The sequence below is a fragment of the Streptomyces sp. NPDC050549 genome (assembly GCF_040655035.1).
Classification (GTDB): Bacteria; Actinomycetota; Actinomycetes; order Streptomycetales; family Streptomycetaceae; genus Streptomyces.
This window is the reverse complement of record NZ_JBFAJD010000005.1, coordinates 301,073-316,761: the sequence shown is the minus strand read 5'-3', so window position 1 is coordinate 316,761 and position 15,689 is coordinate 301,073. Positions and strand designations below refer to the sequence as shown.

The window sequence follows — 15,689 nt, the reverse complement described above, 5'->3', positions numbered from 1 at the left end:
TGACCTAAGGGCTGTGTAAAAACTGGGGGGTAGTTAGCAGTGGGCAGAGCAATCTGTGAAAGGTGGGCGCGCTTGCTCCCTTCGCAACTCCCCTGAAGCAGAAGGCGAGTTGGTGTACCCCAGGTCACATCCCGAGCAGGGGACGCATCGGACACGGCCGTAACTGAAACGACTCATAGCCAAAGCCGCATGTGACCCGAGTCACACCTGTGTCCGGTGTGCCCGCCTTACGAGCGCCATGTACCGGTCCCAGTCCCAGTACCGCCCGGGGTCCGTGTGATCGGTCCCCGGCACCTCCACGTGCCCGATGACGTGTTCCCGGTCGACCGGGATTCCGTAACGCCCGCATATCCCTGCCGTCAGCCGCGCGGAGGCCGCGTACATTGCGTCGGTGAACGACGAGGCCTGCTCCACGAAGCCCTCGTGCTCGATGCCGACACTGTGTTCGTTGTACTCCCGGTTGCCCGCGTGGAAGGCCACGTCCAGCTCGCGGATCATCTGCGTGATGTGCCCGTCCTTGCGCACGACGTAGTGCGCCGCCGCCCCGTGCGCGGGGTCCTGGAAGACCTTCACCGCGCTGCGGAAGCCGCCCTGGGTGACATGGACGACCACCCGGTCTATCGCGTAGTCGTCCGGCCGGTCCGCCCGCCGGTAGTTCGCCGAGGACGCCGACACCCACTGCGCGCCCCGGAAGTCCACCGCGCCCGCCACCCGCGGCTTCTCCACTCCGGGCAGCCGCCACCACAGCCGCGCCAGCTCGTCCCGCGCCAGCGCCACCGTCCCCACGGCGGCCGCGGCACCGCCGATCAGCAGCGCCCGCCGGCCCGTGGACCCTCGCGGCGTCTCCTTGTCCCCGCCCTGTGTCTCCCCCATGCGATCTTCAACGGATACTCGCGGGTCCCGGTTCCCGGCGACCCGTACCCTGGAAGGGTTATGACTGAGACCTCGCAGCGCCCCCGCCCCCTTCGCGTACTCGCCGCCATGTCCGGCGGCGTGGACTCCGCCGTCGCCGCCGCCCGCGCCGCCGAAGCCGGCCACGACGTGACCGGCGTCCACCTCGCGCTCTCCGCGAACCCGCAATCGTTCCGCACGGGCGCGCGTGGCTGTTGCACCATCGAGGACTCACGGGACGCCCGCCGCGCCGCCGACGTCATCGGCATCCCGTTCTATGTCTGGGACCTCGCCGACCGCTTCCGCGAGGACGTCGTCGAGGACTTCGTCGCCGAGTACGAGGCCGGCCGCACCCCGAACCCCTGCCTGCGCTGCAACGAGAAGATCAAGTTCGCCGCGCTCCTCGACAAGGCGCTCGCCCTCGGCTTCGACGCCGTCTGCACCGGCCACTACGCCCAGGTGATAGTGGGCGAGGACGGCACCCGCGAACTGCACCGCGCCTCCGACATGGCCAAGGACCAGTCCTACGTCCTCGGCGTCCTGGACGAGCGGCAGCTCGCGCACGCCCTGTTCCCGCTCGGCGACACCGTCACGACGAAGGACGAGATCCGCGCGGAGGCCGAGCGCCGCGGCCTCGCCGTCGCCAAGAAGCCCGACTCGCACGACATCTGCTTCATCGCCGACGGCGACACCCAGGGTTTCCTCGCAGGCCGCCTGGGCAAGGCCGAGGGCGACATCGTCGACGAGTCCGGCACGGTGGTCGGCTCGCACGAGGGCGCGTACGGCTTCACCATCGGCCAGCGCAAGGGCCTGCGCATCGGCACCCCGGCCGCCGACGGCAAGCCGCGCTACGTCCTGGACATCTCCCCGGTCGACAACACGGTGACGGTCGGCCCGGCCGCCTCCCTCGACGTCAGCGGCCTCACGGCCGTCAAGCCGCGCTGGTGCGGCACGGCGCCCTCCGGCCCCGGCACCTACACCGCCCAGCTCCGCGCCCACGGCGGCGAGACCGAGGTCACCGCCGAACTCGTCGACGGCACCCTGGAGGTGACGTTCACCGAGCCGGTACGCGGTGTGGCCCCCGGGCAGGCGATCGTGCTGTACGACGACACGCGCGTGGTGGGATCGGCGACGATCGCGACGACCACGCGCGCGGCGACGGCGATGGCGTGACCCTCCAGGTCACCGCGTGAAGAACTCCGTGAGCAGCGGCGCCAGGGCGGTCGGGTCCGCCATGTGGGTCTGACCGTCCAGGGTGCGATACGTCCCGTCCGGCGCCCCGTCCGCCGCCGCCCGCGCGGCCTGCCGCATCCACTCGGGGCTCGCGCCGCCCGCGATCGTCAGCACCGGGACGGACAGCGACGCCAGCCGCTCCGCCGGGACCAGACCGTCGCCCATGGCCGCGTCGTCGTAGGCGAGGGTCGGGGCGATGGCCTCCATGCCGGGCCACATGGGGGAGCGGCGGGCGCCCGCGATCATCTCCGGGGGAGCGCCGGTGAGGGCCATGAACAGCTCGACGGCGTCGCCGTGGCGGCCCTCCGCGAGCAGTTCCGTCAGCCGCCCGGTGTACTCGGCGCGCTCCTTGGCACCGGCCGGGTCGAGGGCGAACGGCGGCTCGTAGAGGGCGACTTGGGTGACGGGCAGGCCGCTCGCCGCCGCGTGCAGGACGAGCGCGCCGCCCGACGAGTGGCCGTAGAGGGCCGCGCTGCCGCCCACGGCGTCGATCAGTGCCGCGAGGTCCTCGACCTCCCGGGCCACGGCGAAGGGCGCCGTGTCGCCGCTGGAGCCCCGGCCCCGGCGGTCGTACGGGACCGCCCCGAACCGGTGCGCGAGCTGTGCGGCGAGCGGCAGCAGGCCGTCGCCCGTCGTCATCGCGCCACCGACCAGCACGACGGGCGGACCCGCACCGATGCGTTCGTACGCGATGGCGGTGCCGTCGCGCGAAACAGTCTTCTTGTCCATGCCCTGGAGACTGCCGCAGGGCCGCGGACTAATCGGTCACAACACTTCTGCTCACAACAGCTCTACTGCGTAGAAGCAGAGGTGGTCCTTGATCTGCGCCACGTCGGGCTTGGGGTCGGGGTACGCCCACACCAGGTCGGTCGCGTCCGGCAGGGACCAGTAGGACGCGTCGCCCTTGAAGGGGCAGTGGGTGTGGGTCCCGGAGGGGGTCAGGAGGTCGAGGCGTACGTCCTCCGGAGGGAGGTAGTAGCGCACGGGACAGCCGGTCTCCTTCAGGACGAGGGGCCGGTCGCTCTCCGCCAGCACCTGGTCGCCGTGGACGACGCGTACCCGCCGGTCGCCCTGCTCGATCGTGATCGTGTGTCCGTCAGCCATACCGGAAAAGCACTCGCGGGCCCCCGGTTCTTCCCGCGTACGGTGACGGATATGAAGATCTGTGTCTTTCTCTCCGCCGCCGACCTGGACGAGCGCTACACGCGCCCCGCACGGGAGTTCGCGGAACTGCTCGGCAAGGGCGGTCACACGCTTGTGTGGGGCGGTTCCGACGTCGGGCTCATGAAGGTGGTCGCCGACGGTGTGCAGGAGGCCGGCGGGCGCATGGTGGGCGTCTCGGTGACCTTCCTGGCCGCGAAGACCCGCGCGGGTGCCGACGAGATGGTGATCGCGGCGGACCTCGCCGAACGCAAGAAGCTGCTCCTGGAGAAGGCCGGCGCAGTGGTGATCATGGTGGGCGGCACCGGGACGCTGGACGAGGCCACCGAGATCCTGGAGCTGAAGAAGCACGGTCACACCGACAAGCCGGTGGTGCTGCTCAACACGGCGGGCTTCTACGACGGCCTGAAGACCCAGTTCCAGCGCATGGAGGACGAAGGGTTCCTGCCTGTCCCGCTCACCGACCTGGTGTTCTTCGCGGAGGAGCCGGTGGGGGCGCTGGCCTACCTGGAGGAGTCTTTCGGTACCCGCTGATGCGAGCATGACGGGCATGGCTACACATGTGATCACCGGGGCCGGTTCCGGCATCGGCGCGGCCGTCGCGCGCCGCCTGCACGCGCGCGGGGACGACCTCGTGCTCCACGCGCGCGACGCGGGCCGCGCGAAGGAACTGGCGGCGGAGTACCCCGGGGCGAGCACCCTGGTGGGCGACCTCGCGGACCCGGACCGGCTCAGCTGGGCGTTCTCCCACCAGAGCCTTCCCGACCGGGTGGACACGCTCCTGCACATCGCCGGGGTGGTCGACCTCGGCCCGGTGGGCGACCTGACCCCGAAGACCTGGCACCACCAGCTCAACGTCAACCTCGTCGCTCCCGCCGAACTGACCCGCCACTTCCTGCCCCAACTCCGCGCGGCCCGCGGCCACGTGCTCTTCGTCAACTCCGGCGCGGGCCTGCGGGCGAGCGCCGACTGGTCCGCGTACGCCGCCTCCAAACACGGCCTGAAGGCCCTGGCGGACTCCCTGCGCCACGAGGAACACCCCAACGGCGTCCGCGTCACCTCCGTCTACCCCGGCCGCACCGCCAGCCCCATGCAGGCCAAGGTCCACCAGCAGGAGGGCAAGGAGTACGACCCCGCCCAGTGGATCGACCCCGAGTCGGTCGCGACGACGATCCTCATGGCCATCGACCTGCCTGCGGACGCGGAGGTCAACGACCTGACGGTGCGGCCGGGACGGTGAACGGGCCGGAGCGGCGGGGCGGGGCGAGCGGCGCGGAGATCCTGCGCCGGCTCGAAGAGGTCTGGGGCGCACGGAGGCCGCGGTCGTCCTCGAAGGCGGAGACAACGGCGGACCGCTCGCCGAACGCGGGCTCATGGGTGAGGTGTTCGACGCCGAGGAGCTTACGGAGCTGCGCGCTCTCGTCACCACCGGGACCTTCGCGGACGACATCTGCCGCTGCCACGGCAGCGTGACCATCGCCCTGCTCGACGCCGAGGGCGAGTTCATCGGGAGCGGCAGCGTGCACGGCAGGACGGACGTCTCCTGGGAGTGCGATCGGTTCCGGAACAACCTGGAGGTGGCGGATCCGGAACGGCTGGTCGCGTTTCTGACACGGCTCGGGGTCTGGCGGGCGTAGCCCCCAGGGGCGTCACCCCTGCCCGAGGGTTCCGTAGGCTGCCCGGGTGAGCAACAACAGCCAGTTCAGCTTCGGTCCCGCCACCGGCATCGGATCCCTCCCCGGCACCGACGCCCGGGAGGCCGCGAAGACCGCGACGGGGGCCTTCGAGGACTTCCCGTTCCTGCCCGAGCTGCCCGCGCGGGGACCCGGTGCGGACATGATCGGGCGGACCGCCGGGCTGCTCGTCGAGGTGTACGCGCGCGTGGAGCCCAGCGGTTGGCGGATCGGGGACCGGCCGGGGCGGGACACCAAGCGGGCGTGGGCGTGGCTGGGGGAGGACCTCGACGCGTTCGAGGAGTTCACGCAGGGGTACGAGGGGCCGATCAAGATGCAGGCCGTGGGGCCCTGGACCCTCGCCGCCGGCCTGGAGTTGAGGAACGGCGAGGCCGTGCTCTCCGACCCCGGCGCCTGCCGCGACCTCGCGGGCTCGCTCGCCGAGGGCCTGCGCAACCACCTCGCCGACGTCCAGCGCCGTGTCCCGGGCGCCCAGATCGTGCTGCAGCTCGACGAGCCGTCCCTGATCGGCGTACTGCGCGGACACGTCAGGTCCGCCAGCGGCTACCGCACCTATCGCGCCGTCGACCGCCAACTCGTCGAGAGCACGCTCCGCGAGGTGGTCGGGGTGCACGCGAACGGCCCGGTCGTCGTCCACTCCTGCGCACCGGACGTCCCCTTCGCCCTGCTGCGCCGCGCGGGTGCGGCCGGGGTCTCCTTCGACTTCTCCCTCCTCACCGAGCGTGACGACGACGTGATCGGTGAGGCGGTCGAGGCCGGCACCCGGCTGTTCGCCGGTGTCGTGCCGGGCACGGACACCGCATTGTCAGACCCTGCCGGTAGCGTCATGGGTGTCAGGACGCTGTGGCGCAGGCTGGGGCTGCGACCGGGACTGCTCGCGGAGGCGGTCACCATCACCCCGGCGTGCGGACTCGCGGGGGCTACCCCCGAGTACGCGCGCCATGCGCTCGCCCATTGCGTCCGGGCGGCGAGATCCCTCGCGGACAACCCTGAGTGACGGAAGGACAACACGGTGGCCGGCGACAGGCAAGCGGAGACGGCGGTGCCCGCAGAGGCACGGGAGAAGCACGCGCAGCTCGCTGAGCAGATCGAGGAGCACCGCTTCCGCTACTACGTGAACGACGCTCCGGTCGTCAGCGACGCGGAGTTCGACAAACTCCTGCGGTCCCTTGAGGCGTTGGAGGAGGAGTACCCGGAGCTGCGGACGCCGGACTCGCCGACGCAGAAGGTCGCGGGGGCGTACGAGACGGAGTTCACGTCCGTAGTCCACCCCTCGCGCATGCTCTCCCTGGACAACGCCTTCGAGGACCTCGAACTGGCGGCCTGGGCCGAGCGCGTCCACAAGGACGTCGGTGCCTCCGACCACCACTTCCTGTGCGAGCTGAAGGTCGACGGTCTCGCCGTCAACCTGACGTATGAGCAGGGCCGCCTCACGCGCGCGGCGACCCGTGGTGACGGCCGTACGGGCGAGGACATCACGCCCAACGTCCGGACGATCGCGGAGATCCCGGACCGGCTGACCGGCGACCGCGTGCCCGGCCTCGTGGAGATCCGCGGCGAGGTCTACTTCCCGATGGAGAAGTTCGAGGAGCTCAACGCCCGCCTGGTCGAGGCGGGAGACAAGCCCTTCGCCAACCCCCGTAACGCGGCGGCGGGTTCACTGCGCCAGAAGGACCCGCGCGTCACCGCGAGCCGCCCCCTGCACATGGTGGTGCACGGCATCGGCGCCCTGGAGGGCTTCGACCCCCTCACCCGTCTCTCCGAGGCGTACGACCTCCTCAAGACCTGGGGCCTGCCGACCTCTGCGCACAACAAGGTGGTCGACGACCTCGACGGCGTACGGGAGTTCATCCGGTACTACGGCGAGAACCGCCACTCCGTCGCACACGAGATCGACGGCGTGGTCGTCAAGTTGGACGAGATCCCGCTCCAGGGGCGGCTCGGCTCCACCTCCCGCGCCCCGCGCTGGGCGATCGCGTGGAAGTACGCGCCCGAGGAGGTCAACACCAAACTCGTCAACATCCGTGTGGGCGTGGGCCGTACGGGCCGGGTCACGCCGTACGCCCAGGTCGAGCCGGTGACGGTGGCCGGTTCGGAGGTCGAGTTCGCGACGCTGCACAACCAGGAGGTCGTCAAGGCCAAGGGCGTCCTCATCGGCGACACGGTGGTGCTGCGCAAGGCCGGTGACGTGATCCCGGAGATCCTCGGCCCGGTCGCCGATCTGCGCGACGGCAGCGAGCGGGAGTTCGTGATGCCCGCCGAGTGCCCCGAGTGCGGGACACCGCTGCGGCCGATGAAGGAGGGCGACATCGACCTCCGCTGCCCCAACGCCCGTACGTGCCCTGCCCAGTTGAGGGAGCGCCTCTTCTACCTCGCGGGCCGCAAGGCGCTGGACATCGACCACTTCGGCTATGTGTCGGCCGCCGCCCTCACCAAGCCGCTGGAGCCGGCGGAGCCGCCGCTGAAGGACGAGGGCGACCTGTTCGGCCTCACCATCGAGCAGTTGCTGCCCATCAAGGCGTACGTCCTCGACCAGGACAGCGGGCTGCCGAAGCGAGACCCGAAGACCGGCGAGGAGAAGATCGCGACGGTCTTCGCCAACCAGCAGGGCGAGCCCAAGAAGAACGCGCTCGCGATGCTGGAGACCATCGCGGCGGCCAAGGAGAGCCCGCTCGCCCGCATCCTCACCGGCCTGTCGATCCGTCATGTCGGGCCGGTCGCGGCCGAGGCGCTGGCCCGCGAGTTCCGCTCGATCGAGCGTATCGAGCAGGCCGACGAGGTGGAGTTGGCGAACACCGACGGCGTCGGCCCGATCATCGCCGCCTCGCTCAAGGAGTGGTTCGCCGAGGACTGGCACCAGGAGATCCTCCGCAAGTGGCGGGCCGCCGGGGTCCGGATGGAGGAGGAGGGGTCCGGCGAGGACGAGGGCCCGCGTCCGCTCGAAGGGCTGACCGTCGTCGTGACCGGCACACTCGAACACTTCACGCGGGACGGGGCCAAGGACGCCCTGCAGAGCCGGGGAGCGAAAGTGACCGGTTCTGTTTCGAAGAAGACGTCTTTCGTCGTTGTGGGTGACAATCCTGGTTCCAAGTACGACAAGGCGATGCAGGTCAAGGTGCCGGTTCTGAACGAGGACGGCTTCACCGTTCTGCTGGAACAGGGCCCCGAGGCAGCCGCCGAAGTCGCGCTTCCGGTCGAGGAGTAGCGAGGAGCAGCGGTTGAAGGCCACCCGATCGGCGCATACCAGATGCATACGGGTGGCCGGGTCGCATTCGGGCAACCGTCTACGACCGCTGCCCGTGGAAGCCTTCTGCGGCCTACTGTTGAGGTGTGCACCTGCCGTGCCCAGCTGCGGTTGGGGCAACCCCCTGCTCTTGGTGAGCAGGGGGAAGGGTTTTCCAAACGCGGTGCCGTTGACGGAAGTCGGGCATCGGACCGCGTGGCGTGGGCACCGCCGGCTGTGAGAGGGACGGGAATGGAACCGACCGAGAGCGCCGCCCCGGACTCACTCATGCGCCGGCTCACCGGCGCCTGGCGGGGGAGTCGTTGGGGAGCGCGCCCCGTGGAGCGTCCGGGCAGCACCCAGCCACGCGCCACCGGACAGTACTCCACACCGGACGCGCGCCACGACGCACCGCTCTCCGCCAACCACGCCTCCGCACTGCCGGACGGCGAAACCGGACGGCATCTGAACTGGCCCGCGCTGCCCACGGCGGCGGTGGCCGCGGCCGGCTTCGTCCTGGGTGCCGGCTTCTTCCGGGCGTTCACCGGCGGCCACGCGCTCTTCCCGTCCGGCACCGTCGGCTGGTCGCTGGCCGTCCTCACCGGCATCATCGTCGGCCACCTGGTCGCCCTCGGCCGTGCCCGCTGGTGGGGCGGCACCGGCTCGGGCGCCGCCCTCACCCTCGGCGTCCTGCTGCTCTACGGCTGGGTCGCCGCCGGCATGGTCAGCCTCACCGTCGTCGTCCTGGTCGGCATAGCCAGGCGCAACCGCTGGCGCCAGGGCGTGCTGCACGGCGCGGTGGACATCCTCGGCATAGCCGCCGGAGCACTCGTGCTGGGCGCGTTCGGCCGGGTGCCCTCGGTCGAGAAGCCGTGGAACCCCGACACCTGGACGGTCTACACCGCCCCCGAAGTGGTCCTGGTCGCCCTCGCCTATCTCGCCGTCACCCGCACCCTGCTCTGGTACCTGCACGCCCCGCGCCACGGCGGACTGCCCACCGTCGCCCGCACCGCCCTGCTCAGACAGGGACTGGTCGCGGTCGCCCTGCTCGGCATCGCCCCGCTGATCTGTGTGGTCGCCGTGGCCCAACCGGTCCTGCTGCCCCTCTTCTCGATCCCGCTCATAGCCCTCGACTCCACCCTCTGGATGGCCCGCGCCAGGGCCGAGGAGCAGCTGCGCGATCCACTGACCGGCCTGCCCAACCGGCAGTGGCTCCTGGAGCGCATCTGGACCGCCCTGGACGACGCCGAACGCATCGGCGCCAAGGCCGCGCTCATGCTGATCGACCTCGACCGCTTTCGATCGGTCAACGACACTCTCGGTCATCTGGCCGGTGACCGGCTGCTGTTGCAGATAGCCGACCGGCTGCGGGTGGCGCTGCCGCGCGGGGCGGAGGCCGCGCGGCTCGGCGGCGACGAGTTCGCCGTACTGCTGCCCGTCGCCGACTCCACCACGTCCGCGACCCGGGTCGCCCGCAACCTCGTCGCCGCGCTCAGCTCCCCGCTCGACCTCGACGGGCTCACCCTCGTCCTGGAGGCCAGTGCGGGCGTCGCCGTCTTCCCCGACCACGCCCTCGACGCCGAGGGGCTGCTGCGCCGGGCCGACGTCGCGATGTACCAGGCGAAGCGGGACCGTACGGGCGTGGAGGTCTACGAGTCCAAGCGGGACTCCAACACCCCCGACCGCCTCGGCCTCCTCGGTGATCTGCGCCGCGCCCTCGACGCGCACGAGGTGCAGGTCCACTACCAGCCCAAGGTCCGCTTCGACGGACAGGTCGCCGGCCTTGAGGCACTGGTGCGGTGGGTCCATCCCGAGCGCGGGAAGGTGCCGCCGGACGAGTTCATAGCGATCGCCGAGTCGTCCGGCCTGATGCCCCATCTCACCGAGTACGTGCTCGACACGGCCCTCGCCCAGGTCGCCAGATGGCGGGCCCAGGGCCTGTTCGTACCGGTCGCGGTGAACGTCTCCCCGCGCGATGTGCACACCCCCGGATTCGCGGGCTCGGTCGCCGCGCGTCTCGCGCGCCACGGCGTCCCGGCGGGATCCCTCCAGCTGGAGATAACCGAACACGTCCTCCTGGAGGACCCCCAGCGCGCCGCCGACACGCTCAACGGCCTCACCGGCCACGGCGTCAAGATGTCCCTCGACGACTTCGGCACGGGCTACTCGTCCCTCGTGCATCTACGGCGGCTGCCGGTCAGCGAGTTGAAGATCGACCGGTCGTTCGTGGCCCGGCTCGCGGTGGACAACGAGGACGCGGAGATTGTGCGCTGCACCGTTGATCTGGCGCATTCCCTGGGGTTGCTCGTCGTCGCGGAGGGGGTTGAGGACGACGAGACGTGGGAGCGGTTGCGGGATCTCGGGTGTGATGCGGTGCAGGGGTGGCTTGTCGCTGCGGCGATGCCTCCCGAGGACATGACGGCTTGGTTGCGGGCGAGGGGGTCGCGGGGTTGGCAGCGGCCGCGGGCCGCTCTTCCGGCTGCCGCCGCGGATGATCAGGGGCGGATCGGCTGACCTTCTGAGCCCTTTGAAGTGGGGGCTTCTGTTTGATCGCGGCTGCTGGACCGCTGTGGCTGGGCGCGCCCACGCGGCGGAGCCTCAAATCGATACGGCCCCGCGCCGCTTGGGTGCCCTCAGCTCGTCCCTGATGTGAAGTGGCCGGCCAGCAGCGCCGGGCGCTGCTCGTGTGCCGCTTCCGGTAGGCGGCCGCTGCGCATCAGTGTCACCAAGCCGTGCAGGCCCGCCCAGTACGTCTCCGTGAGGAGGCCGGGGTCGTCGCCCTCCGCCGCGATTGGCTCGACCGCTTGGAACAGTTCGCCGAAGGCCGCTTGCAGGGGCGCCGGTGCCTCCGGGGTCGCGAACGGCAGGTTCACCATGTGGGTGAACATCGCGTCGTAGAGCGCGGGGCGGCGGCGTCCGAACGACGTGTACGTCTCGCCCACCGCGGTCAGCGCCCCCAGCGTGTCCTTCGCCGCCAGGCGCGCCGTGCGCATCTCGGCGGTGATCTCCGCGCAGCCCTCCACCGCGACCGCCGCCATGATGGCGCCCTTGTCCTTGAAGTGGCTGTAGAGCACCGGCTGGCTGTACTCGATCTCGGCCGCCAGGCGCCGGGTCGTCACCGCGTCCCAGCCCTCCGTCTCGGCCGGTTCCCGTGCGGCCGAGACGATCAGCTGCTCCCGCTCCGCCCGTTCGCGCTCCCGGCGCGGCTGGATCGTCATGCCCGGAATTCTAGCATCGCTAGCCTTACTGTCGTCGATCTGCTAGCTTCGCTCTAGTCGCTAGCGATGCTAGAAGATGACAAGAGGAGAAGTGGCATGACCATCACCGCGTACACCCTGGCGATCGTGCTGGACCTGTTCTGTCTGTTCCTCGGCTACCGGTTCCTGTTCCAGCCCGGTCCCGCAGCCACCGGCTACGGCGTGCCGGCCGACCCGGCCGGCGACGCCCGCGCCTACCTCACGATCAAGGGCTCCAGGGACGGCACGCTCGGTCTGATCGGCCTGGCTCTGCTGGCCTTCGCCGGAGCCCATGCCGAGGCCTGGTTCATGCTCTGCGTGGCTGTCATACCGCTCGGCGACACCCTGATCGTGCTGCGCAACGGCGGCGCGAAGGCCGTGGCGTTCGGAATCCACTTCGCTACGGCTGTCGTCGTGCTCGTCAGCTCCGTACTGCTGTTTCTCGTCTGACGTGTCGCCCCCCGGCGGAGGCCGGGCGGAAACCGTTTAACGGCTGAGGGCCCTGGCCCCATAGGATTGGCCCCAAACCACACACTCTCACCCCAGAGGAACGCTGCATGCCTGGCATCACGCGCGAGGAGGTCGCCCACCTCGCCCGGCTGGCGCGTCTGGAGCTGAAGCCCGAAGAGCTCGAACACTTCGCGGGACAGCTGGACGACATCATCGGCGCGGTCGCCCGCGTCAGCGAGGTCGCCGACCAAGACGTACCGCCGACCTCCCACCCGCTGCCGCTGACGAACGTCATGCGCGCGGACGAGGTCCGTCCCTCGCTCACCCCCGAGCAGGCGCTCTCCGGCGCCCCGGCCCAGGAGCAGCAGCGTTTCAAGGTGCCGCAGATCCTGGGGGAGGACTAACCACCATGACGGACCACAGCAGCATCATCCGGCTCACCGCCGCCGAGACCGCCGCGAACATCGCGTCCGGTGTGCTCACGGCCGTGGAGGTCACCGAGGCCCACCTCGCCCGGATCGAGGAGGTCGACGCGAAGGTGCACGCCTTCCTGCACGTCGACCGCGAGGGTGCCCTCGCGCAGGCCCGGGCCGTGGACGAGAAGCGGGCCAGGGGCGAGGAGTTGGGTCCCCTCGCCGGTGTTCCGCTCGCGCTCAAGGACATCTTCACCACCGAGGGCATTCCGACGACCGTCGGTTCGAAGATCCTCGAAGGCTGGCTCCCGCCCTACGACGCGACGGTCACCAAGCGGCTGAAGGCCGCCGACGTGGTCATCCTCGGCAAGACCAACATGGACGAGTTCGCCATGGGGTCCTCCACCGAGAACAGCGCCTACGGGCCCACCGGCAACCCCTGGGACCTCACCAAGATCCCCGGCGGCTCCGGCGGCGGTTCCTCCGCCGCGCTCGCCTCCTTCCAGGCGCCGCTCGCGATCGGCACCGACACCGGCGGCTCCATCCGCCAGCCGGCCGCCGTCACCGGCACGGTCGGCGTCAAGCCGACGTACGGCGCTGTCTCCCGCTACGGCATGGTCGCCTTCTCGTCCTCCCTGGACCAGGGCGGGCCCTGCGCCCGTACGGTCCTGGACGCGGCGCTGCTGCACGAGGTCATCGCGGGGCACGACCCGCTCGACTCGACCTCGATCGACGCCCCGGTTCCGCCGGTCGTCGAGGCCGCCCGCAACGGCAGCGTGCAGGGCATGCGCGTCGGTGTCGTCAAGCAGTTCCGCGGCGAGGGCTACCAGGCCGGTGTCATCCAGCGCTTCGACGAGGCCGTCGCCGTACTGAAGGAACTCGGCGCCGAGATCGTCGAGTTGGACTGCCCGTCCTTCGACCTCGCCCTGTCGGCGTACTACTTGATCGCGCCCTCCGAGTGTTCGTCGAACCTCGCCCGCTTCGACGGCCTGCGCTACGGCCTCCGTACGGGCGACGACGGCACCCACTCGGCCGAGGAGGTCACCTCCCTCACCCGTGAGGCGGGCTTCGGCCCCGAGGTGAAGCGCCGCATCATGCTCGGCACGTACGCGCTGAGCTCCGGCTACTACGACGCGTACTACGGCAGCGCCCAGAAGGTCCGTACGCTCATCACCCGCGACTTCGAGAAGGCGTTCGAGAGCGTCGACGTGATCGTGTCGCCGACGACGCCGACCACCGCCTTCCCGATCGGCGAGCGTGCCGACGACCCGATGGCGATGTACCTCGCGGACCTGTGCACCATCCCGACCAACCTGGCGGGCAACTCGGCCATGTCGCTGCCCTGCGGTCTCGCACCGGAGGACGGCCTCCCGGTCGGGCTGCAGATCATCGCCCCGGCGCTCAAGGACGACCGGCTTTACAAGGTCGGCGCCGCCGTCGAGGCCGCCTTCGTGGAAAAGTGGGGCCACCCGCTGCTTGAGGAGGCACCGTCGCTGTGAGCAATGCACTGTCGAAGGCCAAGGGCTTCAAGAAGTCCAAGTCCGGCACGTACGTGTCGATGGCCACCACCGCGTTCGGCGCGCTGGGTGTCGCCAAGCAGATCAAGAAGGCGCGCACCGAGCACGACACGCTCCGTCTGATCGACGCCACGGTGTCCGCCGTCGCGCTCGTCACCGGCTTCGCCATCCTGTACCGCGAGCTGAAGCGGCTGGGCGACGACGACGTCCTGCTGGGCTGAGAGGGAAAGTTCACCGTGACCACCACGACCGACCTGGAGTCGTACGAGGACGCGCTGGCGTCGTACGACCCCGTCATGGGCCTTGAGGTCCATGTCGAACTCGGCACCAAGACCAAGATGTTCTGCGGCTGTTCGACCGAACTGGGTGCCGAGCCCAACTCGCAGACCTGCCCGACCTGCCTCGGCATGCCCGGCGCGCTCCCGGTCGTCAACGCGATCGGCGTCGAGTCCGCCATCAGGATCGGCCTCGCGCTGAACTGCGAGATCGCCGAATGGTGCCGCTTCGCCCGGAAGAACTACTTCTATCCGGACATGCCGAAGAACTTCCAGACCTCCCAGTACGACGAGCCGATCGCCTTCAACGGCTATCTGGACGTACAGCTGGAGGACGGCGAGACCTTCCGGGTGCAGATCGAGCGCGCCCACATGGAGGAGGACACCGGCAAGTCGCTGCACGTCGGCGGCGCGACGGGCCGTATCCACGGCGCCTCGCACTCGCTGCTCGACTACAACCGCGCCGGCATCCCGCTCATCGAGATCGTCACCAAGCCGATCGAGGGTGCGGGGGAGCGCGCTCCCGAGGTCGCCAAGGCCTACGTGGCCGAACTGCGCGAGCTGATCCGGGCCCTCGGTGTCTCCGAGGCGCGCATGGAGCAGGGGCAGATGCGCTGCGACGTGAACCTGTCGCTGCGCCCGCACGGCCGCGAGAAGTTCGGCACCCGCAGCGAGACGAAGAACGTCAACTCGCTGCGCTCCGTGGAGCGTGCCGCCCGCTACGAGATCCAGCGCCACGCCGCGGTGCTGAACTCCGGCGGCACGATCATCCAGGAGACCCGCCACTTCCACGAGGACACCGGGTCGACGACCTCGGGCCGCGTGAAGGAGGAGGCGGAGGACTACCGGTACTTCCCGGAGCCGGACCTGGTGCCGGTGGCCCCCTCGCGCGAGTGGGTCGAGGAGATCCGCGCCGGGCTGCCCGAGCAGCCGCTGGCCCGCCGCAACCGGCTGACCGAGGAGTGGGGGATCACCGCGTTCGACATGCAGTCGATCCTCAACGCCGGTGCCATCGACCCGATCGTCGCGACGATCGACGCCGGTGCCGACGCGGCCTCCGCCCGAAAGTGGTGGATGGGTGAACTGGCGCGCAGCGCCAACGAGTCGGGCAAGGCGCTCGACGAACTCCCCATCACGCCGGAGCAGGTCGCCCGGGTCACCGCGCTGGTGACCGCAGGTGAGCTGAACGACAAGCTGGCCCGCCAGGTCATCGAGGGCGTTCTCGCCGGAGAGGGCACCCCGGACGAGGTCGTCGAGAAGCGCGGTCTGAAGGTCGTCTCCGACGACGGCGCCCTCACCACCGCCGTCCAGGAGGCCATCGCCGGCAACCCGGGCATCGCCGACAAGATCCGTGGCGGCAAGGTGGCCGCGGCCGGTGCCCTGGTCGGCGCGGTCATGAAGGCCACCCGTGGCCAGGCGGACGCGGCCCGCGTCAAGGAACTGATCCTTGAGCAACTGGGCGTCAGCGAGGGCTGAGACGCCGTAGGAAATCAACATCCCCGGGGGACGCATAGGCTGAGATGCGTCCCCCGGGGACGTTCGGTGAACGGGCCCCTCCGGTTCTGCGTAGCTCCTGTGGAGAGCAACGAGATTGTG

Annotated in this window: 16 protein-coding genes; 12 read left to right on the top strand and 4 right to left on the bottom strand. The window is 70.3% G+C overall.

Features of this window, described 5'->3' with window-relative positions:
* Nucleotides 1-201: 201 nt before the first annotated feature.
* Nucleotides 202-873 carry an N-acetylmuramoyl-L-alanine amidase gene (locus tag AB0I51_RS11140; protein WP_362973608.1) on the bottom strand — a complete coding sequence of 224 codons (672 nt, stop codon included), beginning with the start codon at nt 871-873 and terminating at the stop codon, nt 202-204.
* A gap of 60 nt (nt 874-933) precedes the next feature.
* Here AB0I51_RS11140 and mnmA point away from each other — a divergent pair, with 60 nt between their 5' ends.
* Nucleotides 934-2,064 carry a tRNA 2-thiouridine(34) synthase MnmA gene (gene mnmA / locus AB0I51_RS11135; protein WP_362973606.1) on the top strand — a complete coding sequence of 377 codons (1,131 nt, stop codon included), beginning with the start codon at nt 934-936 and terminating at the stop codon, nt 2,062-2,064.
* A gap of 9 nt (nt 2,065-2,073) precedes the next feature.
* On the opposite strand, the gene AB0I51_RS11130 is transcribed toward mnmA, so the two are convergent.
* A complete protein-coding gene (locus tag AB0I51_RS11130; protein ID WP_362973604.1) occupies nt 2,074-2,853 on the bottom strand; it encodes an alpha/beta hydrolase in 780 nt (259 codons plus the stop codon).
* 51 nt (nt 2,854-2,904) lie between these two features.
* Entirely contained in the window at nt 2,905-3,228 is a 324-nt protein-coding gene (locus tag AB0I51_RS11125) for a DUF427 domain-containing protein (protein ID WP_362973602.1), read from the bottom strand.
* 51 nt (nt 3,229-3,279) lie between these two features.
* On the opposite strand from AB0I51_RS11125, the gene AB0I51_RS11120 reads away from it, so the two are divergent.
* The 6 genes from AB0I51_RS11120 to AB0I51_RS11095 all read left to right on the top strand — a co-directional run bounded on the left by AB0I51_RS11120 (nt 3,280) and on the right by AB0I51_RS11095 (nt 10,716).
* Nucleotides 3,280-3,819: a TIGR00730 family Rossman fold protein gene (locus tag AB0I51_RS11120; protein ID WP_362973600.1), complete on the top strand. Its 540-nt coding sequence runs from the start codon at nt 3,280-3,282 to the stop codon at nt 3,817-3,819.
* 7 nt (nt 3,820-3,826) lie between these two features.
* Complete coding sequence (locus AB0I51_RS11115) at nt 3,827-4,525, top strand: SDR family oxidoreductase (RefSeq protein ID WP_362973598.1); 699 nt, start codon at nt 3,827-3,829, stop codon at nt 4,523-4,525.
* 133 nt (nt 4,526-4,658) lie between these two features.
* On the top strand, nt 4,659-4,922 hold the full coding sequence (locus AB0I51_RS11110) for a hypothetical protein (protein ID WP_362973596.1): 264 nt from the start codon (nt 4,659-4,661) through the stop codon (nt 4,920-4,922).
* Between the two features lie 46 nt (nt 4,923-4,968).
* Entirely contained in the window at nt 4,969-5,976 is a 1,008-nt protein-coding gene (locus AB0I51_RS11105) for a methionine synthase (protein WP_362973594.1), read from the top strand.
* Between the two features lie 15 nt (nt 5,977-5,991).
* Entirely contained in the window at nt 5,992-8,184 is a 2,193-nt protein-coding gene (gene ligA / locus AB0I51_RS11100; RefSeq protein WP_362973592.1) for an NAD-dependent DNA ligase LigA, read from the top strand.
* A 270-nt stretch (nt 8,185-8,454) separates the two neighbouring features.
* Nucleotides 8,455-10,716 (top strand): bifunctional diguanylate cyclase/phosphodiesterase, encoded by a 2,262-nt coding sequence (locus AB0I51_RS11095; protein ID WP_362973590.1) that lies wholly within the window; start codon nt 8,455-8,457, stop codon nt 10,714-10,716.
* A 119-nt stretch (nt 10,717-10,835) separates the two neighbouring features.
* On the opposite strand, the gene AB0I51_RS11090 is transcribed toward AB0I51_RS11095, so the two are convergent.
* Nucleotides 10,836-11,420 carry a TetR/AcrR family transcriptional regulator gene (locus AB0I51_RS11090; RefSeq protein WP_362973588.1) on the bottom strand — a complete coding sequence of 195 codons (585 nt, stop codon included), beginning with the start codon at nt 11,418-11,420 and terminating at the stop codon, nt 10,836-10,838.
* A 96-nt stretch (nt 11,421-11,516) separates the two neighbouring features.
* Between AB0I51_RS11090 and AB0I51_RS11085 the strand changes: the two genes are divergently transcribed.
* The 5 genes from AB0I51_RS11085 to gatB all read left to right on the top strand — a co-directional run bounded on the left by AB0I51_RS11085 (nt 11,517) and on the right by gatB (nt 15,569).
* Nucleotides 11,517-11,888: a DUF4267 domain-containing protein gene (locus AB0I51_RS11085; protein WP_362973586.1), complete on the top strand. Its 372-nt coding sequence runs from the start codon at nt 11,517-11,519 to the stop codon at nt 11,886-11,888.
* A gap of 107 nt (nt 11,889-11,995) precedes the next feature.
* The gene (gene gatC, locus AB0I51_RS11080; protein WP_007384860.1) at nt 11,996-12,292 is read left to right on the top strand and encodes an Asp-tRNA(Asn)/Glu-tRNA(Gln) amidotransferase subunit GatC; all 297 of its coding nucleotides are present in this window, start codon (nt 11,996-11,998) and stop codon (nt 12,290-12,292) included.
* Between the two features lie 5 nt (nt 12,293-12,297).
* On the top strand, nt 12,298-13,800 hold the full coding sequence (gene gatA, locus AB0I51_RS11075) for an Asp-tRNA(Asn)/Glu-tRNA(Gln) amidotransferase subunit GatA (protein WP_362973584.1): 1,503 nt from the start codon (nt 12,298-12,300) through the stop codon (nt 13,798-13,800).
* Entirely contained in the window at nt 13,797-14,039 is a 243-nt protein-coding gene (locus AB0I51_RS11070; RefSeq protein WP_019058562.1) for a hypothetical protein, read from the top strand. The genes gatA and AB0I51_RS11070 overlap by 4 nt, the downstream gene beginning before the upstream one ends.
* Nucleotides 14,040-14,054: 15 nt before the next feature.
* The gene (gene gatB / locus AB0I51_RS11065) at nt 14,055-15,569 is read left to right on the top strand and encodes an Asp-tRNA(Asn)/Glu-tRNA(Gln) amidotransferase subunit GatB (protein WP_362973582.1); all 1,515 of its coding nucleotides are present in this window, start codon (nt 14,055-14,057) and stop codon (nt 15,567-15,569) included.
* Nucleotides 15,570-15,689 lie beyond the last annotated feature (120 nt).

What these genes read in the sequence shown, in the direction of transcription:
- AB0I51_RS11140 (WP_362973608.1), bottom strand. Translation starts at nt 873, where the DNA reads ATGGGGGAGACACAGGGCGGGGACAAGGAGACGCCGCGAGGGTCCACG.
- mnmA (WP_362973606.1), top strand. Translation starts at nt 934, where the DNA reads ATGACTGAGACCTCGCAGCGCCCCCGCCCCCTTCGCGTACTCGCCGCC.
- AB0I51_RS11130 (WP_362973604.1), bottom strand. Translation starts at nt 2,853, where the DNA reads ATGGACAAGAAGACTGTTTCGCGCGACGGCACCGCCATCGCGTACGAA.
- AB0I51_RS11125 (WP_362973602.1), bottom strand. Translation starts at nt 3,228, where the DNA reads ATGGCTGACGGACACACGATCACGATCGAGCAGGGCGACCGGCGGGTA.
- AB0I51_RS11120 (WP_362973600.1), top strand. Translation starts at nt 3,280, where the DNA reads ATGAAGATCTGTGTCTTTCTCTCCGCCGCCGACCTGGACGAGCGCTAC.
- AB0I51_RS11115 (WP_362973598.1), top strand. Translation starts at nt 3,827, where the DNA reads ATGACGGGCATGGCTACACATGTGATCACCGGGGCCGGTTCCGGCATC.
- AB0I51_RS11110 (WP_362973596.1), top strand. Translation starts at nt 4,659, where the DNA reads ATGGGTGAGGTGTTCGACGCCGAGGAGCTTACGGAGCTGCGCGCTCTC.
- AB0I51_RS11095 (WP_362973590.1), top strand. Translation starts at nt 8,455, where the DNA reads ATGGAACCGACCGAGAGCGCCGCCCCGGACTCACTCATGCGCCGGCTC.
- AB0I51_RS11090 (WP_362973588.1), bottom strand. Translation starts at nt 11,420, where the DNA reads ATGACGATCCAGCCGCGCCGGGAGCGCGAACGGGCGGAGCGGGAGCAG.
- AB0I51_RS11085 (WP_362973586.1), top strand. Translation starts at nt 11,517, where the DNA reads ATGACCATCACCGCGTACACCCTGGCGATCGTGCTGGACCTGTTCTGT.
- gatC (WP_007384860.1), top strand. Translation starts at nt 11,996, where the DNA reads ATGCCTGGCATCACGCGCGAGGAGGTCGCCCACCTCGCCCGGCTGGCG.
- gatA (WP_362973584.1), top strand. Translation starts at nt 12,298, where the DNA reads ATGACGGACCACAGCAGCATCATCCGGCTCACCGCCGCCGAGACCGCC.